Origin of the sequence: Ruegeria sp. (genome assembly GCF_965221235.1) — a bacterium.
In the GTDB taxonomy this organism is placed as follows: Bacteria; Pseudomonadota; Alphaproteobacteria; order Rhodobacterales; family Rhodobacteraceae; genus Ruegeria.
Window position 1 is genome coordinate 22,121 of record NZ_CBDCRS010000003.1, and the last position, 24,461, is coordinate 46,581.

At 59.3% G+C, this 24,461-nt stretch carries 24 protein-coding genes and 1 pseudogene; 15 read left to right on the forward strand and 10 right to left on the reverse strand.

Going from position 1 to position 24,461, the window contains the following annotated elements; all coding sequences use genetic code 11:
- Position 1: 1 nt before the first annotated feature.
- From ACOQOY_RS00570 to ACOQOY_RS00595, 6 genes and pseudogenes are all read left to right on the forward strand, one after another.
- Positions 2–1,303 (forward strand): annotated as a pseudogene (locus ACOQOY_RS00570) (GH1 family beta-glucosidase); the annotation flags it as partial.
- Between the two features lie 42 nt (positions 1,304–1,345).
- The gene (locus tag ACOQOY_RS00575) at positions 1,346–2,326 is read left to right on the forward strand and encodes an ROK family protein (RefSeq protein WP_420584014.1); all 981 of its coding nucleotides are present in this window, start codon (positions 1,346–1,348) and stop codon (positions 2,324–2,326) included.
- A 39-nt stretch (positions 2,327–2,365) separates the two neighbouring features.
- Positions 2,366–3,292 carry a carbohydrate kinase family protein gene (locus tag ACOQOY_RS00580; RefSeq protein ID WP_420583548.1) on the forward strand — a complete coding sequence of 309 codons (927 nt, stop codon included), beginning with the start codon at positions 2,366–2,368 and terminating at the stop codon, positions 3,290–3,292.
- Between the two features lie 15 nt (positions 3,293–3,307).
- Complete coding sequence (locus tag ACOQOY_RS00585; protein WP_420583549.1) at positions 3,308–3,979, forward strand: D-lyxose/D-mannose family sugar isomerase; 672 nt, start codon at positions 3,308–3,310, stop codon at positions 3,977–3,979.
- Between the two features lie 111 nt (positions 3,980–4,090).
- A complete protein-coding gene (locus ACOQOY_RS00590; protein WP_420583550.1) occupies positions 4,091–4,348 on the forward strand; it encodes a hypothetical protein in 258 nt (85 codons plus the stop codon).
- Between the two features lie 10 nt (positions 4,349–4,358).
- Entirely contained in the window at positions 4,359–4,832 is a 474-nt protein-coding gene (locus ACOQOY_RS00595) for a hypothetical protein (protein WP_420583551.1), read from the forward strand.
- Between the two features lie 3 nt (positions 4,833–4,835).
- On the opposite strand, the gene ACOQOY_RS00600 is transcribed toward ACOQOY_RS00595, so the two are convergent.
- Entirely contained in the window at positions 4,836–6,008 is a 1,173-nt protein-coding gene (locus ACOQOY_RS00600) for an acetate/propionate family kinase (protein WP_420583552.1), read from the reverse strand.
- 201 nt (positions 6,009–6,209) lie between these two features.
- Between ACOQOY_RS00600 and napF the strand changes: the two genes are divergently transcribed.
- The 6 genes from napF to ACOQOY_RS00630 all read left to right on the forward strand — a co-directional run bounded on the left by napF (position 6,210) and on the right by ACOQOY_RS00630 (position 11,063).
- Entirely contained in the window at positions 6,210–6,725 is a 516-nt protein-coding gene (gene napF / locus ACOQOY_RS00605) for a ferredoxin-type protein NapF (RefSeq protein ID WP_420583553.1), read from the forward strand.
- Positions 6,722–7,015 (forward strand): chaperone NapD, encoded by a 294-nt coding sequence (locus ACOQOY_RS00610; RefSeq protein WP_420583554.1) that lies wholly within the window; start codon positions 6,722–6,724, stop codon positions 7,013–7,015. Before napF ends, ACOQOY_RS00610 begins: the two co-directional genes overlap by 4 nt.
- Positions 7,012–9,504: a nitrate reductase catalytic subunit NapA gene (gene napA, locus ACOQOY_RS00615; RefSeq protein ID WP_420583555.1), complete on the forward strand. Its 2,493-nt coding sequence runs from the start codon at positions 7,012–7,014 to the stop codon at positions 9,502–9,504. The genes ACOQOY_RS00610 and napA overlap by 4 nt, the downstream gene beginning before the upstream one ends.
- A gap of 117 nt (positions 9,505–9,621) precedes the next feature.
- Positions 9,622–10,059: a nitrate reductase cytochrome c-type subunit gene (locus ACOQOY_RS00620; RefSeq protein ID WP_420583556.1), complete on the forward strand. Its 438-nt coding sequence runs from the start codon at positions 9,622–9,624 to the stop codon at positions 10,057–10,059.
- A gap of 30 nt (positions 10,060–10,089) precedes the next feature.
- Positions 10,090–10,791, forward strand: coding sequence for a NapC/NirT family cytochrome c (locus ACOQOY_RS00625; protein WP_420583557.1), 702 nt, complete (start codon positions 10,090–10,092; stop codon positions 10,789–10,791).
- A 14-nt stretch (positions 10,792–10,805) separates the two neighbouring features.
- Positions 10,806–11,063 (forward strand): hypothetical protein, encoded by a 258-nt coding sequence (locus ACOQOY_RS00630; protein ID WP_420583558.1) that lies wholly within the window; start codon positions 10,806–10,808, stop codon positions 11,061–11,063.
- Positions 11,064–11,079: 16 nt separating this feature from the next.
- Here the strand turns inward: ACOQOY_RS00630 and ACOQOY_RS00635 are convergent, their stop codons facing one another.
- From ACOQOY_RS00635 to ACOQOY_RS00645, 3 genes are all read right to left on the reverse strand, one after another.
- Positions 11,080–11,964: an SGNH/GDSL hydrolase family protein gene (locus ACOQOY_RS00635; RefSeq protein WP_420583559.1), complete on the reverse strand. Its 885-nt coding sequence runs from the start codon at positions 11,962–11,964 to the stop codon at positions 11,080–11,082.
- A gap of 19 nt (positions 11,965–11,983) precedes the next feature.
- Positions 11,984–12,847 carry an SGNH/GDSL hydrolase family protein gene (locus ACOQOY_RS00640; RefSeq protein ID WP_420583560.1) on the reverse strand — a complete coding sequence of 288 codons (864 nt, stop codon included), beginning with the start codon at positions 12,845–12,847 and terminating at the stop codon, positions 11,984–11,986.
- 166 nt (positions 12,848–13,013) lie between these two features.
- A complete protein-coding gene (locus ACOQOY_RS00645; protein WP_420583561.1) occupies positions 13,014–13,931 on the reverse strand; it encodes a GlxA family transcriptional regulator in 918 nt (305 codons plus the stop codon).
- A gap of 98 nt (positions 13,932–14,029) precedes the next feature.
- On the opposite strand from ACOQOY_RS00645, the gene ACOQOY_RS00650 reads away from it, so the two are divergent.
- From ACOQOY_RS00650 to ACOQOY_RS00660, 3 genes are read left to right on the forward strand one after another with little or no spacing between them, the layout of a single operon-like run.
- Positions 14,030–15,190: an acyl-CoA dehydrogenase family protein gene (locus ACOQOY_RS00650; RefSeq protein WP_420584015.1), complete on the forward strand. Its 1,161-nt coding sequence runs from the start codon at positions 14,030–14,032 to the stop codon at positions 15,188–15,190.
- 2 nt (positions 15,191–15,192) lie between these two features.
- Entirely contained in the window at positions 15,193–17,205 is a 2,013-nt protein-coding gene (locus ACOQOY_RS00655; RefSeq protein ID WP_420583562.1) for an acetate--CoA ligase family protein, read from the forward strand.
- 3 nt (positions 17,206–17,208) lie between these two features.
- A complete protein-coding gene (locus tag ACOQOY_RS00660) occupies positions 17,209–17,988 on the forward strand; it encodes a carnitinyl-CoA dehydratase (RefSeq protein WP_420583563.1) in 780 nt (259 codons plus the stop codon).
- Positions 17,989–18,002: 14 nt separating this feature from the next.
- Here the strand turns inward: ACOQOY_RS00660 and ACOQOY_RS00665 are convergent, their stop codons facing one another.
- From ACOQOY_RS00665 to ACOQOY_RS00690, 6 genes are read right to left on the reverse strand one after another with little or no spacing between them, the layout of a single operon-like run.
- Positions 18,003–18,788 (reverse strand): inositol monophosphatase family protein, encoded by a 786-nt coding sequence (locus ACOQOY_RS00665; protein WP_420583564.1) that lies wholly within the window; start codon positions 18,786–18,788, stop codon positions 18,003–18,005.
- Positions 18,772–19,800: a LacI family DNA-binding transcriptional regulator gene (locus ACOQOY_RS00670; RefSeq protein WP_420583565.1), complete on the reverse strand. Its 1,029-nt coding sequence runs from the start codon at positions 19,798–19,800 to the stop codon at positions 18,772–18,774. Before ACOQOY_RS00670 ends, ACOQOY_RS00665 begins: the two co-directional genes overlap by 17 nt.
- Positions 19,797–21,215 (reverse strand): glycerophosphodiester phosphodiesterase family protein, encoded by a 1,419-nt coding sequence (locus ACOQOY_RS00675; RefSeq protein ID WP_420583566.1) that lies wholly within the window; start codon positions 21,213–21,215, stop codon positions 19,797–19,799. The genes ACOQOY_RS00670 and ACOQOY_RS00675 overlap by 4 nt, the downstream gene beginning before the upstream one ends.
- On the reverse strand, positions 21,215–22,264 hold the full coding sequence (locus ACOQOY_RS00680; RefSeq protein ID WP_420583567.1) for an ABC transporter ATP-binding protein: 1,050 nt from the start codon (positions 22,262–22,264) through the stop codon (positions 21,215–21,217). Before ACOQOY_RS00680 ends, ACOQOY_RS00675 begins: the two co-directional genes overlap by 1 nt.
- Positions 22,264–23,091: a carbohydrate ABC transporter permease gene (locus tag ACOQOY_RS00685; protein ID WP_420583568.1), complete on the reverse strand. Its 828-nt coding sequence runs from the start codon at positions 23,089–23,091 to the stop codon at positions 22,264–22,266. The genes ACOQOY_RS00680 and ACOQOY_RS00685 overlap by 1 nt, the downstream gene beginning before the upstream one ends.
- 10 nt (positions 23,092–23,101) lie before the next feature.
- The gene (locus ACOQOY_RS00690; RefSeq protein WP_420583569.1) at positions 23,102–24,403 is read right to left on the reverse strand and encodes a carbohydrate ABC transporter permease; all 1,302 of its coding nucleotides are present in this window, start codon (positions 24,401–24,403) and stop codon (positions 23,102–23,104) included.
- Positions 24,404–24,461 lie beyond the last annotated feature (58 nt).

Genomic DNA, 24,461 nt, shown 5'->3' on the forward strand with positions numbered 1-24,461 from the left:
TATGAAATATACGCGCTCTGATTTTCCCAAAGATTTCCTCTTTGGTGTTGCAACCTCTGCCTATCAGATCGAAGGACATGCACAGGGCGGCGCGGGTCAGACGCATTGGGATACATTCGCCCAAACCCCCGGAAACGTGGTCAGAAATGAGAATGGCGATCTGGCCTGTGATCACCTGAACCGGTTCGAACAGGACTTCGATCTGGTGCGCGAGGCCGGGTTCGATTGCTATCGGTTTTCGACCAGCTGGGCGCGGGTTCTGCCCGAAGGCCGCGGTGCGGTGAATCAGGCCGGGCTGGACTATTACGACCGTCTGGCCGATGCGCTTTTGGAACGCGGCATCCGCCCCTGCGCGACGCTGTATCACTGGGAATTGCCCTCGGCGCTGGCTGATCTGGGCGGCTGGCGTAACCGGGACATCGCTGGCTGGTTCGCCGATTTTTCTGAGGTCATCATGGGCCGGATCGGCGACCGGATGTACTCGGTCGCGCCGATCAACGAACCGTGGTGCGTCAGTTGGCTGAGTCATTTTGAAGGCCACCACGCCCCCGGCCTGCGCGACATCCGCGCGGCGGCGCGCGCTATGCACCATGTTCTGCTGGCCCACGGTCGCGCGATTGAGGCGATGCGCGGTCTGGGCATGTCCAATCTGGGCGCGGTGTTCAATCTGGAATGGGCCGAGCCTGCGGACGACACCCCCGAAGCGCGCCAAGCGGCTGACCTCTATGATGGTATCTACAATCGGTTCTTCCTTGGTGGCGTGTTCAACAAAGCCTATCCCGAGAACGTGCTGGAGGGGCTGGAGCCTCACCTGCCCACCGGCTGGCAGGACGATTTCAACACGATTGGGGCACCGGTCGACTGGTGCGGCCTGAACTACTACACCCGCAAACTGATCGCGCCCGCGGATACCGCTTGGCCCAGCTTGCGAGAGGTTCCCGGCCCGCTGCCAAAGACTCAGATGGGGTGGGAGATCGAACCCGCCGCCCTGACCCGCTTCCTGACCCGCACGCAGCAAGACTACACCGGCGACCTGCCGATTTTCGTCACCGAAAACGGTATGGCCAGCGCGGAACGGCAGCAGGATGGGGACCGGATCGACTATCTCAACCAGCACTTGGCGGCGGTACAGGATGCGATGGAACGGGGCGTTCCGGTCAGCGGCTATTTCATCTGGTCGCTGCTGGACAATTACGAATGGGCGTTTGGGTATGAGAAACGCTTTGGACTGGTCGATGTGGATTTCGACACGCTGGAGCGCACCCCTAAAGCGTCGTTCCAGGCGGTAAAATCCGCTCTGTCGGATGGTCAGGTCTCGCTACCACTGGCGCAACCCGCTGGCGCGATGCACGAACACTGGAATCTGGTGGCCGATATCGGCGGGACCAATACAAGACTGGGCGTGATCTCGGACGGAAAGCTGACCGATCTGCGCAAATATCCCACCGGTTCACTGCCCGAATTGCTGGATGCCTTTCACACCCTGCGCGATGAGATCGGCACCGACCCACGCGCCGTGGTGGCCGCCGGAGCCGGGCCGGTTAAGGACGGGACGATCCGGCTGACAAACGCGCAGCTTGATCTGTCCGAGGCTGATATCGGCAAAGCCACAGGTGCGCAGCACACCTTTGTGATCAATGACTTCACCGCCGCCGCGTGGTCGGTGGCTGAGATCACAGGAGATGACGTAGAGGTCCTGCAAGGTGCCGCCACCCCGCCCACTGGCACGCGGCTTGTGGTTGGCCCGGGGACGGGTCTTGGCGTCGGTTCTCTGCTCTATTCGGAAGGCCGCTATCACACAGCATCCGGCGAAGGTGGCCATATCGGTCTGTCTCCGCGCCATGTGGACGAAGTTGAAATTTTCCGCGCCGCGCGCCATGTGGCCCCGGATTGCTTCTTTGACGACACGCTGGTGCTTGAGGCCGAGATGTTCCTCAGCGGCACCGGCCTTCCGATCCTTTACCGCGCCGCCGGATTGGCTGCGGGTCAAGCAGACACGCCCGTACGCAGCGCAAAGGATATCCTAGAAGACGCCCGCGCGCAGTCCGATCCAATCGCCGAAAAGGCTGCGCATATGTTCACCACTCATCTGGGTGCGGTGATGGGCGATCTGGCCGTTGTCCTCATGCCTATGGGCGGCGTGTTCCTTGTGGGCGGCGTGGCCGAGAAGAACCGCTGGCTGTTCAAGGATGCCTTCCGCGATGCGTTTAACGCGGGCGGGCGATTCAGCGAATTGCGGCGGTCTATGAACCTGTATGTGTCCGAACAGGATGAATTTGGCATTGTTGGCGCTAACAATTTCTGTAAAAGTGCGCTCGCGCGGTAAACTGGCCGCCTGATCCCTTGCTACAGAAAGGACCCCGGCATGATCCTGTGCTGCGGTGAAGCCCTGATCGACATGATCGCCACCCCGACCGTTTCAGGGGGCGACGGCTTTGTCCCGCATTCCGGCGGGGCCATCTTTAACACCGCGATTGCGCTCGGGCGGCTCGGGACTCCGGTCGGGCTGCTGACGGGTCTATCCTCGGACATGTTCGGCCAACAATTGTCCGACGCGTTGCAGGCCAGCCACGTGGATGCCAGCCACGTAATCCATTCAGACCGCCCCACAACGCTGGCCTTCGTGCAGCTTACAGACGGGCACGCCACCTACAGTTTCATGGACGAAAACTCAGCCGGTCGGATGCTGACGCCCGAGGATATGCCGGGGCAACTGCTCGCGGTGTCGGCGCTGTATTTTGGCGGCATCAGCCTGGCCTGCGAACCCTGCGCCGATGCCTATGCCGCGCTGTTGGACGCACATGGGGCAGAGCGTGCCGTGATGATCGACCCGAACATCCGCCCGGATTTCATCAAGGACCAAGCCCGCTATCGCACCCGCCTGAACCGGATGATCGCACAGGCCGATATCGTCAAGGTCTCGGACGAGGATCTGGACTGGATCATCCCCGGACCGGAACCCATCGCTGACAAAGTTCCCCTGCTACTGCAAGCCGGACCAGCCGTGGTCATCGTAACCAGAGGTGGTGATGGGGCCTCGGGCTATCTGGCGGACGGGTCAGAAGTCTCGGTCCCGGTTCAAAGGGTCGAGGTGGTCGACACCGTTGGCGCGGGCGACACGTTCAACGCCGGAGTGCTGGCAGAGCTGGATCGCAGCGGCCATCTGACCAAACCCGCCTTGCGCACCCTAAGCGCCAGCGCCCTGCATGCAGCCCTTGCCAAAGGGGCCGAAGTTGCCGCCATCACCGTATCACGTGCCGGGGCCAACCCGCCCTGGGCGCACGAGCTTTGACCCATAGAGAAAACCATGAAACGTTCCGACATCAACGCAATCAAAACCGAGGCCGAGGCCTTTATCCGATCCTTCGGTGCCGTCCTGCCGCCCTTTGCCAACTGGACCCCGGACCAGATGCGCAGCGAGCAGGCCGCCGGTATTCGCGAACGCGGGTTGGGTTGGGATATCACCGACTATGGGCAGGGGCGGTTCGACGAACTGGGTTTGTTCCTGTTCACTCTGCGCAACGGTGATGTACGTGATCTAAACAATGGTCGCGGGATGCTTTATGCCGAAAAGCTGCTGGTCTCGCGCGAAAAACAGCTGTCTCCAATGCACCGCCATATCGTCAAGGCCGAGGATATCATCAACCGCGGCGGCGGTGATTTGGTGATGGAGATTTTCGCCTCGGACACCGAAGGCGGCATCGACCGCGATACCCCTGTTGTCGTGCCAAGCGACGGCTGCCCTGTCACGATCACGCCCGGTGAACTGCTGCGCCTGAAGCCGGGGGAAAGCGTCACCCTGATGCCCGGCATCTGGCACGCATTCTGGGCGGAAAAGGGCGATTGCCTGATCGGCGAAGTTTCAACGGTGAATGACGACCGCACCGACAACGTGTTCGAAGACCCGATCCCGCGTTTCGCCACGATCGAGGAAGATGCAGCGCCTGACTTCCTTCTGGTTGCGGATTACTACGCCTGACGCGATAAGTTCCTTTTCCAAAACCGGAAAAGCGCATTAACATGGTCCTCGAAGCCGGGGTTGAGAGAAATGTCTCAACCCCAATTCGCCACTTGTAAGAGGACCGGCCCCATGGTCACGAAAGCCGAGCTTGAAGCACAGGTCGCCCATCTGCGCCGCCAACTGGCCGAGCAATCCGCGGCCAGTGAACAACCGCAAAGCTCAGAGCCCCACGACACAGTTGCCGACAGGATCGCCGAGAATTTCGACGCGTGGTCCGGTCAGATAGACGAAGCACTGACCGAGCTGGAGGACCTTCCCCATAAACGGCCAATCCTGTTTGCGCTTGGCATTTTCACGCTTGGCTATCTGCTGGGCCGGTCGCGGTAGGAGCCTGACGATGAGCCGCATTTCCCGCAATATCTCGATCATTCTGCGCGCCGAGCGACTGATTGCACAACGCCATGTCGCCGTTGCCGCGCGGCGCACAGGCTTTTACGCCGCAGCGGGCTTGGCCGTCGGGCTGGCAGTTATCATGCTGAACGTGGCCGGGTTTTTCTGGCTGTCTGCGTCCTTGTCCAAACCGCTGGCGGCGCTGATCATGGCCGGGGCCAACCTGTTGCTGGCGGTGATACTGGCTCTGCTGGCCAATACCCAGAACGCGCAGGCCGACACGACGGCAGCGGTCGAGCTGCGGGATATGGCGCTTCAGGATATTGAAACCGAGATCAAAGATACCCTATCCGACGCGCGTAACACCGTAACCGGCATTCGGCGCGACCCACTGGCCGCGCTGAGCCCGGACATCATCAGCGCCATTCTGGGATTGGTGCTGAAATACGCCAAACGACGCAAAGTTAAGCCCGAAGAATAACGGCTATTGCACCAATCTCGCCGCCGCGCGAGCGATCACCATCTCTTCGTGTGTGGGGATTGCCAGAATACGGACGCGGCTAAAATCAGTCGACAGAACCGTGCCATTATCCGCGTTTCTGTTTGGGTCCATCTCAATCCCGATCCAGCGCATCCCTTCGCAAACCCGTTGACGGATCAGCGCCGCGTTCTCACCGATCCCGCCGGTAAAGACCACGGCATCCAACCCTTCCAGCGAGGCCGAGAGCGCTCCGAGCTCACGCCGAATGCGGAACACATAATAGTCAATCGCCCTGCGGGCTTCGGGCGTTTCGGCGGCCAACAGGGTACGCATATCCGACGAGATCCCTGACAGTCCAAGCAGGCCGGATTTGCAATAAAGCATGTCGGCAATTTCTTCCGCGCTCATCCCTTCCTGCTGCATCATGTACAGCACGACACCCGGATCCAGTTGGCCGCTGCGGGTGCCCATTGGCAGGCCGTCCAGCGCGGAAAACCCCATGGTCGAGGCCACGGCCCGCCCGCCTGAAACGGCACACATAGACGCGCCATTTCCGAGATGCGCGATGACCACGCGGCCGTCATAAAGGCTTGGCGCGATCTCTTTCAGCTTTTGCGTGATGTAGTCGTAGCTGAGGCCATGAAAGCCATACCGGCGCACGCCCTTGTCGTAGTAGCTCTGCGGCAGCGCGAAAGTATCGTTGACCCACGGATGGGCACGGTGGAATGCGGTATCGAAACAGGCCACCTGTACAGTGTCTGGAAAAGCCGCGCTGGCGGCGCGAATTCCGGCAAGGCTGAACGGTTGATGCAGCGGAGCAAAAGGAATGAACCCGGTCAGAGTATCCACAACCTTATCGTCGATCTGCACGGGTTCCGAATAGACGGTGCCCCCATGAACGACCCGGTGGCCGATGGCTCGGATGCGAATATCCGGCAAGTTTTTGCGGGCCATATCCAGAAAGGCTTGAATCGCCTCGTCATGACTACGTGTATCAGTCAGCGGCTGGTTGATCGCCCGACCCCCGGCAGATTCCGCAACAAGGCGTGGTGCATCCCCCAAGCGTTCGATCTGGCCATGCCAGCGCATGCTGGGACGGTTGTTTTCGACCAGCTCATACAGCCCGAATTTCAACGAAGACGATCCGGCATTCAGCGCCAGAACATGGTCGGCCATGACTTTTCCCTTTTTCCGCTTGCGATGGTTACAACATCAATCGTTCGGCGCGGGCAAGGCCTGCGGCGGCTTCAACTGCCGGGCGAATTGCCAAAAAAGCAAACAAAGTGCTCAAATAATGATCTAAATCAAAATTCATCACATTCAAAATTGCTATTGGGATAACCTAGTAAGGGAATCAAGCGCGCACAGTCCAGCCATATGAGCCAGATGACAAGCCGACGGGCGTTTCTAAGCGCCAAAGCATTTCGGGAGGACAGAAGCATTGTCCGCCCTCCGGGGTCGAGTGCGTCGGATTTTCTGGAACACTGTACCAAATGTGGCGACTGCATAGACGCTTGCCAGGAAACGGTGATTGTCACCGGTCACGACGGTTTCCCGGTGTTTCAGCCCAGCGAAAACCCCTGCTCATTTTGCGGCGATTGTGCCGCGGCCTGCCCGACAGATGCCCTGCAAATCGAACGCCTGACGGATTGGCCATGGCGCGCGGCGATCAAAAGCGCCTCATGCCTGTCAATGAATGGCGTTAGCTGCCGGGTCTGTCAGGACAATTGCGAACAAGGCGCCATCCGCTTCAGGTTGCAACTGGGCGGCCGGGCCGAGCCTTTATTGGATGCCAACGCCTGCAACGGGTGTGGTGCCTGCGTCGCTCCCTGCCCGGTCGATGCGATCGCGCTTGATCGTCAGTCCACATCTCATACGGAAGCGAGACAATGAATATCTGCGGTTGCCTTGTTCATATTGCCCCGGATCAGGCCGAGGCCGCGGCGCGGACGATGCGCAATACACCCGGCGTCGAAATTCACGCGCAGGCCGAAGATGGCCGCTTTGTCATTGTTGTCGAAGACACCCAATCCCGCCTTGCGTCCGAGATCATCATGGACCTGCACCAGATCCCCGGAGTGATCTCGCTGACGCTGACTTATCACCATTTCGAGGATCCTGCGGAGGATACTCCGCATCCCGATGCCCAAAGCCAAACCACCAGCCGGAGGCTCACGCTATGACGACTTCAGAATCTCGCCGGACTTTCCTCAAGGCCTCAGCGGCCGCTGCCACAGCGTCCGCCGCAGGTATTCCGCTGGCCACCGGTCAGGCAAATGCTCAGATCGGTATCCCTAATATCCGCTGGGATAAGGCCGCGTGCCGGTTCTGCGGGACCGGCTGTTCAGTGCTGGTCGGTACCAAGAACGGTCGCGTCGTCGCCACACAGGGTGACCCGGACGCGCCAGTGAACCGCGGCCTGAACTGCATCAAGGGCTATTTCCTGTCCAAGATCATGTACGGCAAGGATCGACTGACAACCCCGCTGTTGCGCAAGACCGATGGCGTCTATGACAAAAATGGTGAGTTCGAGCCGGTCAGCTGGGACGAAGCCTTCGACGTCATGGCAGAGAAGTGGAAAGAGGCTCTGGCCAAGAAAGGCCCGACCAGCGTCGGCATGTTCGGCTCGGGTCAGTGGACGGTTTGGGAAGGCTATGCTGCATCCAAGTTGATGAAGGCCGGATTCCGGTCGAACAACATCGACCCTAACGCGCGGCATTGCATGGCCTCGGCCGTTGTGGGCTTTATGCGTACCTTTGGCATTGATGAGCCGATGGGTTGCTATGACGACCTCGAGGCGGCGGACACCTTCGTCCTCTGGGGCTCGAACATGGCCGAGATGCACCCGATCCTTTGGTCGCGCCTGACCGACACCCGCCTGACCAAGCCGGGATGCGAGGTGCATGTGTTGTCGACTTTCGAACACCGCTCATTCGAGCTGGCCGACAATGACATCGTGTTCGCGCCGCAAACCGATCTGGCGATCCTGAATTACATCGCCAACTACATCATCCAGAACGGCGCGGTAAACGAAGAGTTCGTCAAGAACCATGTCAACATCACCAAAACCGCAACCGATATCGGTTATGGCCTGCGCGACAACAACGCGTTGCAGCAAGAGGCTGCGAACCCGAATTCGGGCAAGTTGGAGCCGATCAGCTTTGAAGAGTACGCCGAAGCGGTCACACCCTACACGTTGGAATACACAGCTGAACTCTCAGGTGTTCCTGCTGAGAAACTTGAGAAGCTCGCCCAGCAATACGCCGACCCGAACCGCAAGGTGATGAGCCTTTGGACAATGGGCTTCAACCAGCACACCCGTGGGTCCTGGGTGAACTCGCTGATGTACAACGTGCACCTGCTGGTCGGTAAGATTTCCGAACCGGGCAACTCTCCGTTTTCGCTGACCGGTCAGCCGTCGGCCTGTGGCACGGCGCGCGAGGTCGGGACCTTTGCCCACCGTCTGCCTGCCGACATGGTAGTGGCCAACGACGAGCATCGCGAAATCTGTGAAACCGCCTGGAAAATCCCGCCGGGCACCATTCCGCCCAAGCCCGGTTTCCATGCCGTTCTGCAACACCGTAAGCTTAAGGACGGTGAACTGAATGCCTATTGGGTGCAATGCAACAACAACATGCAGGCCGCGCCAAATATCAACGAGGAAGGCTATCCCGGTTATCGCAACCCGGAAAACTTTATCACCGTGTCGGACCCCTATCCCACAGTCACCGCCGTGTCCGCCGACCTGATCCTACCCACCGCGATGTGGGTCGAGAAAGAAGGCGCTTATGGCAACGCCGAACGCCGCACCCAATTCTGGCGGCAACAGGTGAAGGCACCGGGCGAGGCGAAGTCGGACCTGTGGCAGCTGATGGAATTCTCGAAACGCTTCACTGTCGGAGAGGTCTGGGGCGAAGAATTGCTTGAGAAAATGCCGGAACATCGCGGCAAGACCATGTTCGACGTGCTTTATGCAAACGGTCAGGTCGACAAATTCCCGCTGTCCGAGACCGCCGAAGGGTTCGACAATGACGATGCCGAACATTTTGGCTTCTACGTCCAGAAAGGTCTGTTCGAGGAATATGCCGACTTTGGACGCGGCCACGCCCACGACCTTGCCCCGTTCGAAATGTATCACGAGGCGCGCGGCATGCGCTGGCCGGTCGTAGACGGCAAGGAAACGCTCTATCGCTTCCGCGAAGGCTATGATCCTTACGTCTCCGAAGGGGCGGGCGTCGAGTTCTATGGCCACAAGGATGGCAAGGCCAAGATCATCTTCGCGCCCTATGAACCTGCCGCTGAGGAACCGGATGAAGAATACGATCTGTGGCTGTCCACTGGCCGTGTGCTGGAACACTGGCACTCGGGCTCGATGACCCGCCGCGTGCCGGAATTGCACCGCTCCTTCCCGCACGCCGTGGTCTACATGCACCCGCAGGACGCCGAGGATCGCGGTCTGCGCCGCGGGCAAGAGATCGTTCTGTCCACCCGTCGTGGCGAAGTCACCAGCCGGGTTGAGACCCGCGGTCGCAACAAGGTTCCGCGCGGCCTGGTTTTCATGCCGTGGTTTGACGAGCACCAGCTGACTAACAAGCTGACGCTGGACGCAACCTGCCCGCTGTCGAAAGAGACCGACTACAAGAAGTGCGCCTGCAAGGTCGAGCGCGCGTAACGGAACCGAAGCGTAGAGGTAATTCTCATGCCCATGACCGGTTCCCTCCTATTTCCACGGCGGCGTTTTCCACTGGAAACGGCGCACGTAGCCAGACCCATTTAAGGGAGTGCCAAGATGAAAAACTCAATCGTGACAGGCGGAGTTGCGCTGATCCCCGTTTTGCTCCTTAGCGGCTTTGCCCTTGCCCAGTCCGCACAGGTGGACACCCTGCGCGGGGCCGATGTGGATGAAGCCATTCCCCTGCATGAGGTCCACAAGAATGTAGAGGGCCGGATCGTCCGCAACTATCGCCAGCAACCGCCGCTGATCCCCCATTCGATCGAGCAGTACCAGATCGACACACGGACCAATCAGTGTCTGTCCTGCCACGACTGGACCAAGGCTGGTGATCGCAATGCACCGACGCTGTCGATGACTCATTATCTGGACCGCGAAGGCCGCGAGCTGGATCACATCGCAGGCACTCGGTATTTCTGCAACCAGTGTCACGTGCCTCAGGCAGATGTTCCGGCGTTGGTCGACAACGTGTTTGAACCCTCGCACAGCAACTAATCCAACGCTTGTCTGAAAAGGAGCACCGAGATGGCAGACTCCCCCGAAAAACGCGGTTGGATTGGCCGCATCTGGAACGCGATCTGGACCCCGACGGTCCTGTTCAGCTCTGGCTTTCTGGTTCTGGCCGGGTTTCTGACCGGTATTCTGTTCTGGGGCGGGTTCCACTGGACGCTGGAGCTGACCAATACCGAGGAATTCTGTACCTCGTGCCACACGATGGAGGTCAATCTGGGCGAGTATCGCGAGACCATCCACTACAACAACCATTCCGGCGTGCGTGCTATCTGTTCCGACTGTCACGTGCCGCATGAATGGAACCACAAGATCAAGGCCAAGATCATGGCGGTGAAGGACGTCTATCACGAGCTGGCCGGCACCATCAGCACCCCTGAGAAATACGAGGCGCATCGTCTGAGCATGGCCTCGGCCGTCTGGAAAAAGATGAAGGCCTCGGACAGCCGCGAATGCCGCAACTGTCACAACTTTGACTATATGGACTTTACCCTTCAGGAAAACCGCGCCGCGTCTGAACACCAGCGCGCGATTGACGAAGGCATGACCTGCATCGACTGCCATCAGGGCATCGCGCACAGCCTGCCACCGGATTACCTTGAGACCTATCAGAAGATCACCGATGAACTGGCTGGTGAGCCTTCGGGGACACTGCATCAGCAGGTGGCAGATGGCAGCGACGAAATCCGGTCATTCCTGACCAAAAGCGCAGAATAAAAGGGGCTGAGGCTATGCTGGAACTTCTGGGGACAATCGGAGCCAACATCATCAGCCTACCAGGTATTCTGGGCCTTGCGCTGGGAATGATGACGCGTCGCATCTGGCTGGGCGCGGCAATGGGCGGCGTGGTCGGAGTGCTGGAAACAGTGATCTTCGCCCATTGGAACTTTGCCAATGTTCACACGATTGAACTGCTGATCGCCGTGATCATCGGGGTTTGCGCGGGTACCCTCGGTTCGTTAATCCGCATCAAAGGAGCCACAGTCTAACCGTCACGGCGTAAGCTCAGCTTTGTTCTTTTGTCGGCGCAATCTGGTCGAATATGGCCGTGCAGATTTGCTTCATCTCAAGGGCAAAGAAATTCCGCGCGGCTTTCTGATTGGGATGGTAGGGGTCTTTGACCATGCCATCCTTGTTCAGCCGGAAATAGGCTTTGTTCCCTTGATTGGCCGCCACGGTTTCCGGGGTCGCACCCGGCACAAAGGAACAGCGCAAACCGGTCGTTTTGAACGCATTCATCAGGTTCTCTTGCGCGCGCAAACGCAGGTCCACGATCTTCTTTTTGTATGCTGGGGCCGTGGTCATGAAGATGCAGGGCATATCAGGCGGCAGCTGAGTCATCAGACGTTCCACATCCCGTACCGCCGCAGTCGGGTCGTTCGCCCAGCGTTTGGCGGAATTGCCCAGGAAAGACATCAGGATCAGCTTGGGATCATAGTACCCCTCGCGCAGCATCTCTTCTAACGGGGATTTCTGCGGCGCGCAGAATTGGTATTCAGGCCCTTGGCCGATCTGAACGTATTTGTTGCCGGTTTTGTTGACGAACCCATAGGTTCCGGCGTTTACCTTCCATTTGGGGTCAACCTCGCAGATCGTATCCTTGGCGTGACCCGAGCGTGCCGTCCACGAGTCGATGGAGCTGGATCGCACGCCGATCACGCCAACCCGCATTTCGCCCAATCGTTTTAGGTCTTTCTTCTGTTTTGCGTTGGGCTTGCAGTGACTTTTGATGTCGCTGAAGAACTCAAGAAAGGCCGGGCCGGATCCAAACGAAATCTGGCTGTCACCGATGATCAGAATCTCGGGCGAGTCGAATTCTTCGGCGCTGACCGATAGCCCGGTCAGCATAATCGCGCACAGCGCACGTAACGTGTTTTTCAAAACCTGCATCATCCCCTCATGCGGTTTTCTATTTCAGGGCGGAAAACACCGCATCGCACAACGCGGCGGTATTGATTTCCAGAAACTGCCGGATCGCGGCCGGGCTTGGGTGGTGCGGGTCCTTGACCTGGCCCGCGTCGTTACGGCGGAAGTATTTCGGCTTACCTTCGATCGCCGCGCGGGTTTTGGTGTTGAACCCCTCGACCACCTGACATTGCGTCCCGGCCCTTTCAAAGGCGCGGGCGATTTCGGTCTGGGCGGTCATGCGCAGATCATTGGTTTTTTCCAGATAGACCGGAGCGCTTGAGATGAACACGCAAGGCATACCCTTTGGCAATTGCGCTACGGTACGCTGCGCGTCCTGATCCGCCGCATCGGTTGACCCGGCCCAGCGGTCCGCCGAGTTGCCCAAAAAGGTCAGAACCAGCAATTCCGGCTTGTAATAGTCATCTTCAAACATCGCCTCGAACGCAGTCTGCTTGGGTTTGCAAAACTGATAAGCTGGCCCCTTACCGATCTGAACAAAGACCCGGTCGGGGTTGCCTTCTATCCCATAAGCCCCGGCGTTGACGCCATACTTCTTGTCCACATCACAAATCGCACCCTTGGCCGCGCCCTTCTTAACCGTCCAGGATTGCAACGAGGTCGACCGCACACCAATCGCCGCCGTGTCGCGTTGGCCGAGCTTGTCCAACGCCTTTTGCCGCTGCGGGGTGATCTCGCATTTCTCGGGCAAATCGGCGAAGAACTTCATGTATTCCTTGCCGGCCCCAAAGGAAATCTGACTGTCGCCCAAGATCAGAATATCCGGCTGTGAAAAGGCGGGCGCGGATATCCCCAAAAGTGCTGCGGCCATCCCAAACCGTACAGCGGAAACAAGTTTGTTCGTCACGTGATCACCATCGTTCGGCGCAGATTAAAAGCCGCAAAGCACGCTTGTCCAGATCATCATGGTCGATACTGAACGGAAAGGCGAAACAAGTCCTCGTTAGTAACTCTGTGAGGATCAAACGTCCGCAAGCTCAATCGCTTTTCTGAGTTTCAGACAAGCGCGCAGGTCATTGCGCCTTTCGAAACGCCGATGGAGATTGCCCGAATTCCGCCTTGAACGCCCGCGTCATCGCGCTGGCGTTTTCATATCCGCATCGGCTGGCAATTTCCGCGATGGATTGTTCGGTCTCTTCCGCCAACCGCCGTGCCAAGTTCAGGCGCAGGCGGCGATACAGGGCTTGCGGCGTCGTACGCAGCTCGGCCTGCACCCGCATCTCCAGCCGTTTTTGCGAACACCCAATCTTGCGCGCAACCTCTTTGATCGGCAGCGGGGTCTCAAGATTGCTTTGCATGACGGCCAACGCGCGATTGACCAATGTGTCCTCGGACTTCAACGGCAAAGCATACTGATCCGCCGCGCCCCGGCTCATCAGCAGATGAGCGACTTCCATCGACAGAAGCGGACCGTGGTCCCGACGAATAAGGGCCGAGGCCAGATCGAAAGCCGCCATTGCACCCGAACAGGTCAGTCGGTTGCGGTCGATGACAAAGCGTTCCTGCACCGCGTCGACATTGGGAAAGGCTTCCTCAAACCGTGACAGTTCATCCCAGTGGATCGTCGCGCGGTGATCGTCCAGCAACCCGGCCCGTGCCAAAAGCCAACTGCCGGTGTCCAATCCGGCAAGTTGCGAATGCCTCTGCGCTGCCGCCAACAGGGTTCGAATGGTCACCCTCGTATCCAATTCCAGATATCCGTATGACGGCATGACCACCAAGACATCACCGTGCAGTGCCTGCGTCGCGTCATCCGGCGTGACTACAAGACCGCTGGAGCTTTGCACCGGGTTTCCGTCCAAAGAACTGAAGCGCCACTCATACAAGGTTTGTCGCGCCAGTGTATTGGCCGCGCGCAAAGGCTCGACCATGTTGGCCAAGCAGTGGTTTGAGAACCCGTCAAACAGAAGGATGTTATATCGGCGCGGCAAAATTATTCCAGCACTGCATGATTTCTGACTAACTTCGCATGACTTGAGCCTGACCAATGGCGTTTCATGCGTCAACCACCATTCAGGGAATGCAAGCCATGCAATTTGGTCTGTCCGAAGAACAGGAAATGATCGTCTCGACCGTCCGCAGCTTTGTGGAGAACGAAATCTACCCGCACGAAGCTGAAGTTGAACGCAGCGGTACTGTGCCGGTCGAGCTTGGCGAAGAGATCAAACAGAAATGCATCGACCTTGGCTTTTATGCCTGCAACTTCCCCGAAGAGGTCGGCGGCGCAGGGCTGTCCCATCTCGATTTCACTCTGGTCGAGCGCGAGCTGGGTCGCGGATCCATGGCCCTGACACATTTCTTTGGCCGCCCTCAGAATATCCTGATGGCCTGTAATGATGAGCAGCGCGAACGTTATCTGCTGCCCGCAGTGCGCGGTGAAAAGATGGATGCGCTGGCGATGACCGAGCCTGATGCCGGATCGGATGTGCGCGGCATGAAATGTCAGGCTGTGCGGGATGGCGGCGACTGGGTCGTGAACGGCTCAAAACACTTCATCTCGGGCGCAGAGCACGCGGATTTCTTCATCGTCTTTATCGCGACCGGCGTGGATGAAACCCCGAAAGGGCCGAAAAAGCGGATCACCACTTTCCTCGTGGACCGAGGCACGCCGGGTTTTGAGGTACGCGAAGGGTACAATTCGGTCAGCCACAAGGGCTACAAGAACTACATCCTCTATTTCGACAATTGCCGCCTGCCCGACGCACAGGTTCTGGGCGAGGTCGACGGCGGCTTTGCTGTGATGAACGAATGGCTTTACGCCACGCGCCTGACGGTTGCCGCCTTCTCGGTCGGGCGGGCGCGGCGCTGCTTTGACTATGCGCTGAATTATGCGGCCGAGCGCAAACAGTTCGGCCAGCCCATTGGCAAGTTTCAGGGCGTCGGCTTTCAGATCGCCGACATGATCACCGAGATCGACGCCGCCGACTGGCTGACCCTGTCCGCCGCATGGCGCCTGGATCAGAGCCTGCCGTCGAACCGTGAGATTGCGTCGGCCAAGCTTTATGCGTCCGAGATGTTGGCGCGCGTCACCGATACCACGCTACAGATATTCGGCGGCATGGGGTTGATGGATGATTTCCCGATCGAACGTTTCTGGCGCGATGCACGGGTCGAGCGCATCTGGGACGGCACCAGCGAAATTCAGCGTCACATCATCAGCCGCGACTTGCTGCGTCCGTTGGGCGCGTGACAATGGGCAAAGACCTCACCCGCCTGCTGCGCCCGAAATCCGTTGCCGTGATTGGCGGCGGGGCATGGTGTCAGCAAGTCATCCTGCAATCAAAGCGCATGGGATATGCAGGCCACATCTGGCCGGTCCATCCCAAAGCAACCAACATCGCAGGATACGCGGCGTTTCCACACCTCGAAGACCTGCCCGAGGCACCAGATGCCGTGTTCATCGGTATCAACCGCCACGCCACGATTGAGGCGGTCCGGACGCTCGCAGCCAATGGGGCCGGAGGTGCGGTGTGTTTCGCCTCGGGCTTCTCCGAAGCTGTTGCCGAGGATGGCAGCGGCAGCGGCTTGCAAGGCCAACTGATAACCGCCGCAGGCGAGATGCCCATTCTGGGACCCAACTGCTATGGCTTTATCAATGCGCTGGACGGCGCGCTGTTGTGGCCGGATCAACACGGCGCGACCCCTGTCGACAAGGGCGTGGCGATCCTCACGCAAAGTTCGAACATTTCGATCAACCTGACCATGCAGAAACGCGCCCTGCCGATTGCATATATGGTCGCGTGCGGGAACATGGCACAGACCAGTCAGGCCGAGATAGCATCCGCCCTGATCGACGATCCGCGTGTTACGGCGGTGGGTCTGCATATCGAAGGTTTCAAGGATATCCGGCAGTGGGAAGCACTGGCTGCCAAGGCATACGGCAAGGGCGTGCCGCTTGTCGCCCTCAAAGTTGGCGCGTCCGAACAGGCGCAGGCGGCGACTGTCTCTCATACCGCGTCTTTGGCGGGCAGCGACGCCGGGGCGCAGGCGCTGCTGGACAGACTGGGCATCCCGCGCCTGTCCGCCCTGCCCGACTTTCTGGAAACGCTAAAACTACTTCATTGCTACGGCCCGCTGCCGGGCGGACGCGTGTCCTCAATCAGTTGTTCCGGGGGCGAGGCCAGTTTGATCGCCGATATGGCCATCGGGACCGGTTTGACCTTTCCGCCTTTGATCGATGACCAGAAAACCAGGCTTCGGGATGCATTGGGTTCGATGGTGGCATTGAATAACCCATTGGACTACCACACTTATATCTGGCGCGACGAAGACGCGATGGCGCAGGCTTGGTCCGGGATGACCGGCGGTGACAGCGACCTGACCCTGTCCATCGTCGACTACCCCACCACAGACCCAACCGACTGGACCTGCGCCACCCGCGCGGCACTGAAAGTACGCGACGAGACCGGCGCGCGATTTGCCGTTGCCGCGACCCTGCCCGAGCTGCTACCCGAAGACACCGCGCAGGAATTGATGGCGGGCGGCGTTGTGCCTCTGATGGGGCTCAGAGAGGCCCTGTCTGCGATCCGCGCAGCGGCGGACGTTGCGCCTCCGGCCAGTGATCCAGTGTGCCTACCCGGCAGCGCGGACATGACACACACTCTGACCGAGGGCGAAGCGAAACAGGCCCTGGCTGCCTTTGGCCTGCGCGTGCCGCAAAGCCGGACAGTTCACGGGACAGATGCGGCTCTGGCCGCGCAAGACATGACCGCTCCGTTCGCCGTCAAGGGCGTTGGGTTGGCGCATAAATCCGAACACGGCGCGGTTCGCCTGAACGTTCGGGCCGAGGATTTGGCCACAGCGGCCGCGGAGATTGGCACCGAACAGGTTCTGATCGAAGAGATGGTCTCTGGCGCGGTGGCCGAGGTACTGGTCGGCGTCATCCGCGACCTGGCGCATGGCTTTGTCCTGACCCTCGGTGCAGGGGGTGTGTTGACAGAGGTACTGCGCGATACGGTATCGCTGCTGATACCCAGCTCCCCCGACGATATACGCATGGCCCTTGGCGCATTGAAGATCGCGCCCCTGCTGACTGGCTATCGCGGTCAGCCCGCGGCTGATATGGATGCGATTGTCGCGGCGGTTCAGGCCGTTCAGGCCTACGTCATGCAACATGCCGACACGCTGGGCGAGGTCGAGATTAACCCGCTTCTCTGCACTCCCGACACGGCGGTTGCAGTAGACGCATTGATAAGAAAGGCCTGAGATATGGACCCGATCAAAACCAGACGCGACGGCGCGATCCTTGAGGTGACGCTGGACCGACCCAAGGCTAATGCAATTGATCTGGCCACCAGCCGAGTCATGGGCAATGTTTTTGCCGAATTCCGTGATGACCCGGACCTGCGCGTGGCAATCCTGACCGGCGCGGGCGAAAAATTCTTCTGCCCCGGCTGGGACCTGAAAGCCGCCGCAGACGGCGACGCAGTTGACGGCGATTACGGCGTCGGCGGGTTCGGCGGCCTGCAAGAGCTGCGCGATCTGAACAAGCCGGTCATCGCCGCCGTGAACGGCATCGCCTGCGGCGGTGGATTGGAACTGGCGCTGTCGGCAGACATGATCCTTGCCGCGGAACACGCCACCTTCGCCCTGCCCGAAATCCGATCAGGCACTGTTGCGGATGCCGCAAGCGTCAAGCTGCCCAAGCGCATCCCATATCATATCGCGATGGAGTTGCTGCTGACGGGCCGCTGGTTCGACGCCGAAGAGGCAAAAGGGTGGGGGCTGGTGAACGAGATCACCCCGCCCGATCAGCTGATGGACCGCGCCTGGGAACTGGCTCGACTGCTGGCCTCTGGCCCGCCGCTGGTTTACGCCGCCATCAAGGAAATCGTTCGCGAGGCCGAGGATGCCAAGTTTCAGGACACCATGAATCGCATAACAAAACGGCAGCTACGCAGCGTGGATGTTCTTTATTCCAGCGAAGATCAGTTGGAAGGTGCGCGCGCCTTTGCCGAGAAACGCGATCCGGTCTGGAAAGGTAAATAGGTGGTCAGCGCGCCCTAGGCTGCGGAAAAGACCTGTGCGGTGATCGTCGCCTCAAGCGCGGGCGTGATCGCAAGTACACGGCTGCCGTGTTCCAGCATTTCTGAAATGGAACTGGTCTGCACCTGCCCCCCGGCCTCTTGAATGATCAGAACTCCGGCGATCGCATCCCACGAGTTGAGATGCGCCTCATAATACCCCTCGGCCCGGCCCTGCGCGACGGTCATCAGGCTGACCGCGGCCGAGCCGTTGCGACGGTACTCCATCTGCGCGCCAATGGTGCGTTCGATGACCGTCAGATAATCCGCCAACGGATTTCGCGATGAGCGGCCCAGCAAAATCAACGCCTGATCGGGACGGCTGCATTCTGAAACGTGCAGCGGCTGGTCATTACAGAACGCGCCCTGACCCCTGCTGGCCCAGCACAGCTCATCCCGGTCAGGCGCATAGATTACGCCCAGCTCAATTTCATCATTTTCGCAATAACCGACCGAGACTGCCCAATCAGGCAAACCGCGCATGTAATTCGCGGTGCCGTCGATGGGATCAATCACCCATACTGCGTCGCTGTTGCCGGTCCGGCCTTCTTCCTCACCCAGAACAGCGTCACCGGGATAGTGCCTTGAGATCAGCGTGCGGATCGCCTTTTCCACCTGCCGGTCCGCAAGCGTGACGAAATCCTGCAAACCCTTGACCGAAACAAACTCATGATCCCTGTCCTGATATAGGCTTTGCGCCAGTTTACCGGCCTCAGCGGTCAGGTATTTTGCGAAATCCAGTTTGGTTTCAAATGCTTTGGTCATAGCTGCTCTGAGTTGTTTTTCTGAAAATCGGCGTCAGGATCTGATTGAAATGCTGAATGTCCATCTCGGGGTTTTCGATACGCTCCAGCATCTGCCGGACAGCGGCCATGACTTGCTGTTCTGCATCCTGACGCATGGTCGTTAGCTGATAGGAACCCCAACTGGCCTGTTCGATATCGTCACAGCCGACAATCTGGACGTCCTCTGGGAACCGCGCGTTCCAGTCGGCGCGCAAACGGTCCATCACGCCAAGCGCCAAAAGATCGGTTGAACAGAACACTCCGTCGAAACGGTCCAATCCCAGACCGACGCTGCCCGCGATGTCATACCCTGCGGCGTAGCTTTGGCTGGCTGAGAGAAATTCTTCGATCTCCACTCCTTCGGCCTGACACTTTTCGACGAAGGCCTGCGCGCGCCCGGTCACGGAATACGAAGGCGTCCGCGGATGCACCACGGCCAACCGCTTAACCGGTGCGCGGGTGAGCATGGTGAAGGCCAATTCGCCCGCCTGCTGGACGTCGATCTGAACCGTGTCAGCGATGTCCTGGTTCTGACCGCGGTTGATCAGCACCAGCGGCATATGCAGGCGATGACATTCCTGAATGATCTTGGGTGACGGCGTGGCCGATGTGACGATCACTCCGGCCACGTTGTAGTTCAGCATAACCGACAGCCATTGCTCGATATCGTCATCCGGTTCGACTGTCAGAAGAATAGGCCGATACCCGTGGCTGATGATTTCCTGCGCGGCGATCCGAACCTGTTTCGAACGGAACGGTGTGTCCAGAGATGAGGCGACGATTCCCACCAGATTGGATTGACGGGTCTGCAAGCCGCGCGCCAGGAAATTGACGCGATAGCCCAGCTCTTCAGCCGCCTTCAGCACCTTTTCCCGCGATTTGGCCGAGATATTGCCGCCTTCGGTAAAAGCCCGGGACACCATCGACCGTGACACCCCGGCGCGGCGCGCCACATCAAAGGACGTGACGGGTTTTCTGGAGTCTTCGCTCATTCGGCCACTCCTTTCTCGCGACAGAGTTCCGCAAACAGGAACGGCTGGTCCAGATTGACCATATCGGCACCGGCCCCGATGATCCGCGACAGAACCTCTCGATCATCGCCGTTATAGGCGATCATTGCCGGGATACCGCGGCGGCGCAGTTCCGGGAAATCCGACCAGTCATCACTGACGGTATATTCAACAAGCGACGGGCTGAGGCTTGCAAGCACCTCTTCCAGCGTGTCGAAATCCTGACGACGCATCATCAGATGCGCCTTGTCCGAGATGGCCCGCATGTCGTGCAGCGATTGGGTCACAAAGGACCAGAAGAACACCCGGTCCTGCATGCGATGCGCCACCACCCGGTCCCAGACCAGATTGGCGGGGGCCGATTTCAACTCGATATACAGACGACCCCTGTAGCTTTTGGCCAGTTCCAGCATCTCATCCAGAGTCGGGATCGGTTCATTTGTATAAAACGGCGCGAACCATTGACCCGCGTTCAGCGCCTGCACCTGGGCAAACGTATGATCGCAGACCGGCCCCGTGCCATTGGTTGTACGATCCAGCGTCGGGTCATGCAGCACGACCAGCTGATCGTCGGCGGTGACATGCACGTCAATCTCGACATGGCTGAACCCGGCCGCAAAGCACGCATGGGCGGCGGACAAGGTGTTTTCCGGCGCAATCTTGTTGGCCCCGCGATGACATACCACCTGCAAGTCACCCAGGAACCGCACCGGGTTCACCAATTCCGGCCGGTCCGAACAAATGCCCAGCACCGGTTTGTCCCGCAATTCGGCCATGCGGGCCGGGTCTTCTTCGTGCCACAGGACGACGTGCTGGCCGGTTTCGGTGCAACGGGCAAAGAACATCTCATCCAGCAGGTCTTGCGGGCGGTCCAGATTTTCCCAACACAAGTGGATGATATCCGCCCCTTCGGAGGCGGCGAACGGGTCAACCCCGACCGGGATCAGAGCCGCCAGCGGATAGGGGCTGTTGACATCCCGCAAGGCCCGAACCGCAACGGGGTCAAAGGCTCCCAGAATGGCACGCTCGACCCCCGCCATTTGCAGCATTCGCGATACGGTAACCGAGGCGTCGGGGGCCTTGATATCCGCGTAGATCCCGCAATCGCGCGCCTGCGCCAAGGCAATGATCTCGGACAGCAGCGGCGCTTCATCGTCAGCCACCACCAACCGGAGTTCGGAATAGCTCAGCGTGCTGACTGCCCGCCCATCGGCCACCGTAAAATCGTGGAACGCGATGATCTGATTGTCGGCGGTCTGGTGCAGGTCGACCTCCCACATATCAGCGCCAAGATCGGCGGCCAGCGCGAAAGCGGCCAGAGTATTCTCGGGCGCATAGGCGCTGGCCCCGCGATGGGCAATCGACAGGGGCCGCGAGGGGATCAGCCAGTCCAACATCAGATGCGCGCGCCTTCTGGTGTGAAGGCAAGCGCATGATCGGATGCAATGCCCCAGTTCACGCTCTCACCCAGTTTCAGGCGTCGGCCTGCGGGCTGGATCGAGCGCAAGACGGCCCCGTTGGGCAGGGTCACGTTATACAAGTCCTCGCGCCCCTGCGTTTCGACAAAGCTGATCTTGCCTTGCAGTCCAGAGCCGAATTGCGGCCCGAAGTACTCGGGACGGATGCCCAGTTTCACCTGCCCGTTGACCTTGGGACGCAAGTCTTCCGAAATCGCAATTCCGCTGTCACCAACACGGAACTGACCATCCGCAACGGTTGCATCAAGGAACGAGATCGGCGGGTTGCCGAGGAACCCGGCCACAAATGTATCCACGGGATCGTTATACATTTGGTCCGGTTCGCTGAGCTGAACGATCTTGCCATCCTTCATCAATGCAATGCGATCGCACATCGACATCGCCTCGACCTGATCATGGGTCACGAGGATGGCAGTGATGCCGGTTTCCAGCTGGATGCGGCGGATCTCCGAGCGCATCTCAAGCCGCAGTTTTGCATCAAGGTTCGCCAGCGGTTCGTCCAGCAACAGCACATCCGGCTGCCGCACCAGCGCGCGGGCCAGTGCCACACGTTGTTGCTGACCACCTGAAAGTTGCGCCGGGCGGCGGTCGAGCAGTTCGGGGATGTGGACCAGTTCCGCGATCTCGCCGACCTTACGGGTGATGGTCGCGTTGTCGAGCTTCTGAACTCGCAGCGGGAAGGCGATGTTCTCGCGGATGCTCATGTGCGGATAAAGCGCATAGTTCTGGAACACCACGCCTACATTGCGCTTTTGCGACGGCAGATCGGACACATCCCGGTCCCCAAAATGCAGCGTCCCGCCGTTCATCCGGTGAATGCCGCAGATGGTGAACAGCGTGGTCGACTTGCCGCAGCCTGACGGACCAAGCAGCGCCATCATCTCACCGCTTTCGACCGTTAGGTTCAGCTTGTCTATGACAGTCAGGCCGTCGAAGGTTTTGGTGAAGTTAGTGAGCCTAAGTTGCATCAGCCTTTCGAGCCCCCGCCATAGATATTCATGAGTTTCTTCTGGAAGATCAAATAGATCAGGATCACCGGCAGCGCATAGAACAGGCCCACCGATTTGAAGAGGTTGAAGTCGACCTCGAGGCTGTCATCCAGCAGGAAATAGGCCAGATAGGTCGACAGAACCTGCGCATCACTGCCCGGGGCCAGCACCAGCGGCAGGATGAATTCACTCCACCCCGACAGGAAGGAAAAGATCAGCAGCGCCGAGAGGCCCGGCTGCACCTGCGGCAACACCAGCTTGCGCCAGACCATGAAGCGGCTGGCCCCATCTTGAACACCGGCCATCTCAATCTCCCATGGCACTGTGTCGTAAAAGCCCTTCATGACCCAGATGCCAAAGGGCAGTTCCAGCGCGGCCTTGACCATGATGACGCCGATCAGCGTGTCGAACAGGCCGAGGAATTGCAGGATCAGGAAGATCGCGATGATTAGCGTGATGGTCGGAAAAGCATGCAGGATGATGACGCCCGCCAGAAAGAACCGCCGCGCCGGGAAGTTCAGCCGCGACAGAGCATAAGCCGAGGTCAGCGATGTGGCGCAGACAATCGCCGCCGTCGATCCGGCAAAGATGAACGTATTGATCGTCGCCACCCAGACCGAGCCGCGTCCGGTGGTGTCATCCCACAGGAAACGCCAGTGATGCAGCGTGAATTCAGACGGGATCAGGCTACCCGGTTCGGCATCGGTTACCGAGTCCACGATGGTGAAGGCGTACATGATCACCAGCGGCAGCGACAGGATCGTCAGCAGCGCAATGATCGGAAGGGCGCGGAAATTCGATGTCATCGTGGGGCCCCTATTGCTCGATCCGTGGTTTCGCCACGAGGTCTTTGAAGTTGAAGAACCGCAGATACAGCGCGCTGGTCACAATGCCGATCACCACCAACACCAGTGCATAAGCCGCGCCCAGACCGTATTGCAGGTTGCCACCATAGTTGTTCAGCGCGGTGTGATAGGCGGCCAAAGCCCAGACCTCGGTCGCGCCACCCGGCCCACCATCGGTGGCCAGTAAGATGTATTCAAACGAGGTCAGCAGCGAGAGCGTCTGGTAGGACGACGTAAAAAGGATCGGCCAGCGCAGTTGCGGCAGGATGATATAACGGATTTGCTGCCAGCGGTTCGCGCCGTCCACTTCGGATGCGTAAAGCATCGAAGCCGGGATGGTGCGGATCGCCGAGGAGAACAAGATCATCCCCAGCGACGCGCCGACAAATCCGTTTATCAGGATGACCACGATCCAGGCGTTTGTTGCCGTATCCAGCATCCAGTTACGCGGGGCAACGCCGAACCAGCCCATGAACGAGGAAATGATCCCCGTATCCCAGGTCAGCCAGTACCACATCAGCACATAGAGAACCGGCGGCAGAATGCGTGGCAGGAACCAGATGGTGCGGAAGGTGTTGGCAATGCCTGAGGGCAGGTAAAAAGTCGAGATCGCCAGAAACAGGCCGAAACCGACGTTGAAGGTCAAAGTAAACACCACATAGAACAGCGTGTTCATCGCATAGCGCCAGGAACTGTCCAGCGAGAACAGCAGCTTCATGTTCTCGGTCGTCCAGACCCAGCCGGTATAGGCGACCTTGACCAGCTTGGCCTGATCCGCTTTGGGGATACCCGCTGCTGTCAAAGCAGCTCGGAATTCATCCTCGGTCTGGAACCGTTCATCCATGACGCTGGAGGTGAAAAGCTCGGCCAAGGTCTTCCGGTCGCGCGTCGACCGGATGCGATTGTCGCGCAGGTCCTTCAGCGCCCGCTCCATATCGCGACGCGATGAAAACGATGCCCCGGCGTGCAGTTCGGCCAACTCATCCGCCGTTGCCTGATCGCGCGCCTCGGCCAGACGGGCCAGACCGGCCTCATCCACCACGTAACCAGCGTTCTCAAGTTTGTCGAAGGTCTCATCCGAAACACCGCTGGCCTGCACATCCCGCAGGTCGGATTTGGTCAACAGGTACTCGCCCCCCGTGATGCCCGTGGATGTGGACATGTTGGTGAAGGCGAAGAACACCGTCAGGATGACGGGGGCCAGAAAGAACAGCGTCACCACGATCATCGCAGGCGCAAGAAATCCGAACCCGAGCGCGTTGAAGCGGGGCATGGTTGTCTCCGAGGAAAGGTGGCCGGGGCAGACTTGATTGCCCCAGCCGGGAGGAAAA

Excerpts from the sequence above, each read along its gene's own strand:
- ACOQOY_RS00575 (WP_420584014.1), top strand. The coding sequence starts at position 1,346 with ATGCACGAACACTGGAATCTGGTGGCCGATATCGGCGGGACCAATACA.
- ACOQOY_RS00580 (WP_420583548.1), top strand. The coding sequence starts at position 2,366 with ATGATCCTGTGCTGCGGTGAAGCCCTGATCGACATGATCGCCACCCCG.
- ACOQOY_RS00585 (WP_420583549.1), top strand. The coding sequence starts at position 3,308 with ATGAAACGTTCCGACATCAACGCAATCAAAACCGAGGCCGAGGCCTTT.
- ACOQOY_RS00590 (WP_420583550.1), top strand. The coding sequence starts at position 4,091 with ATGGTCACGAAAGCCGAGCTTGAAGCACAGGTCGCCCATCTGCGCCGC.
- ACOQOY_RS00595 (WP_420583551.1), top strand. The coding sequence starts at position 4,359 with ATGAGCCGCATTTCCCGCAATATCTCGATCATTCTGCGCGCCGAGCGA.
- ACOQOY_RS00600 (WP_420583552.1), bottom strand. The coding sequence starts at position 6,008 with ATGGCCGACCATGTTCTGGCGCTGAATGCCGGATCGTCTTCGTTGAAA.
- napF (WP_420583553.1), top strand. The coding sequence starts at position 6,210 with ATGAGCCAGATGACAAGCCGACGGGCGTTTCTAAGCGCCAAAGCATTT.
- ACOQOY_RS00610 (WP_420583554.1), top strand. The coding sequence starts at position 6,722 with ATGAATATCTGCGGTTGCCTTGTTCATATTGCCCCGGATCAGGCCGAG.
- napA (WP_420583555.1), top strand. The coding sequence starts at position 7,012 with ATGACGACTTCAGAATCTCGCCGGACTTTCCTCAAGGCCTCAGCGGCC.
- ACOQOY_RS00620 (WP_420583556.1), top strand. The coding sequence starts at position 9,622 with ATGAAAAACTCAATCGTGACAGGCGGAGTTGCGCTGATCCCCGTTTTG.
- ACOQOY_RS00625 (WP_420583557.1), top strand. The coding sequence starts at position 10,090 with ATGGCAGACTCCCCCGAAAAACGCGGTTGGATTGGCCGCATCTGGAAC.
- ACOQOY_RS00630 (WP_420583558.1), top strand. The coding sequence starts at position 10,806 with ATGCTGGAACTTCTGGGGACAATCGGAGCCAACATCATCAGCCTACCA.
- ACOQOY_RS00635 (WP_420583559.1), bottom strand. The coding sequence starts at position 11,964 with ATGCAGGTTTTGAAAAACACGTTACGTGCGCTGTGCGCGATTATGCTG.
- ACOQOY_RS00650 (WP_420584015.1), top strand. The coding sequence starts at position 14,030 with ATGCAATTTGGTCTGTCCGAAGAACAGGAAATGATCGTCTCGACCGTC.
- ACOQOY_RS00655 (WP_420583562.1), top strand. The coding sequence starts at position 15,193 with ATGGGCAAAGACCTCACCCGCCTGCTGCGCCCGAAATCCGTTGCCGTG.
- ACOQOY_RS00660 (WP_420583563.1), top strand. The coding sequence starts at position 17,209 with ATGGACCCGATCAAAACCAGACGCGACGGCGCGATCCTTGAGGTGACG.
- ACOQOY_RS00665 (WP_420583564.1), bottom strand. The coding sequence starts at position 18,788 with ATGACCAAAGCATTTGAAACCAAACTGGATTTCGCAAAATACCTGACC.
- ACOQOY_RS00670 (WP_420583565.1), bottom strand. The coding sequence starts at position 19,800 with ATGAGCGAAGACTCCAGAAAACCCGTCACGTCCTTTGATGTGGCGCGC.
- ACOQOY_RS00675 (WP_420583566.1), bottom strand. The coding sequence starts at position 21,215 with ATGTTGGACTGGCTGATCCCCTCGCGGCCCCTGTCGATTGCCCATCGC.
- ACOQOY_RS00680 (WP_420583567.1), bottom strand. The coding sequence starts at position 22,264 with ATGCAACTTAGGCTCACTAACTTCACCAAAACCTTCGACGGCCTGACT.
- ACOQOY_RS00685 (WP_420583568.1), bottom strand. The coding sequence starts at position 23,091 with ATGACATCGAATTTCCGCGCCCTTCCGATCATTGCGCTGCTGACGATC.
- ACOQOY_RS00690 (WP_420583569.1), bottom strand. The coding sequence starts at position 24,403 with ATGCCCCGCTTCAACGCGCTCGGGTTCGGATTTCTTGCGCCTGCGATG.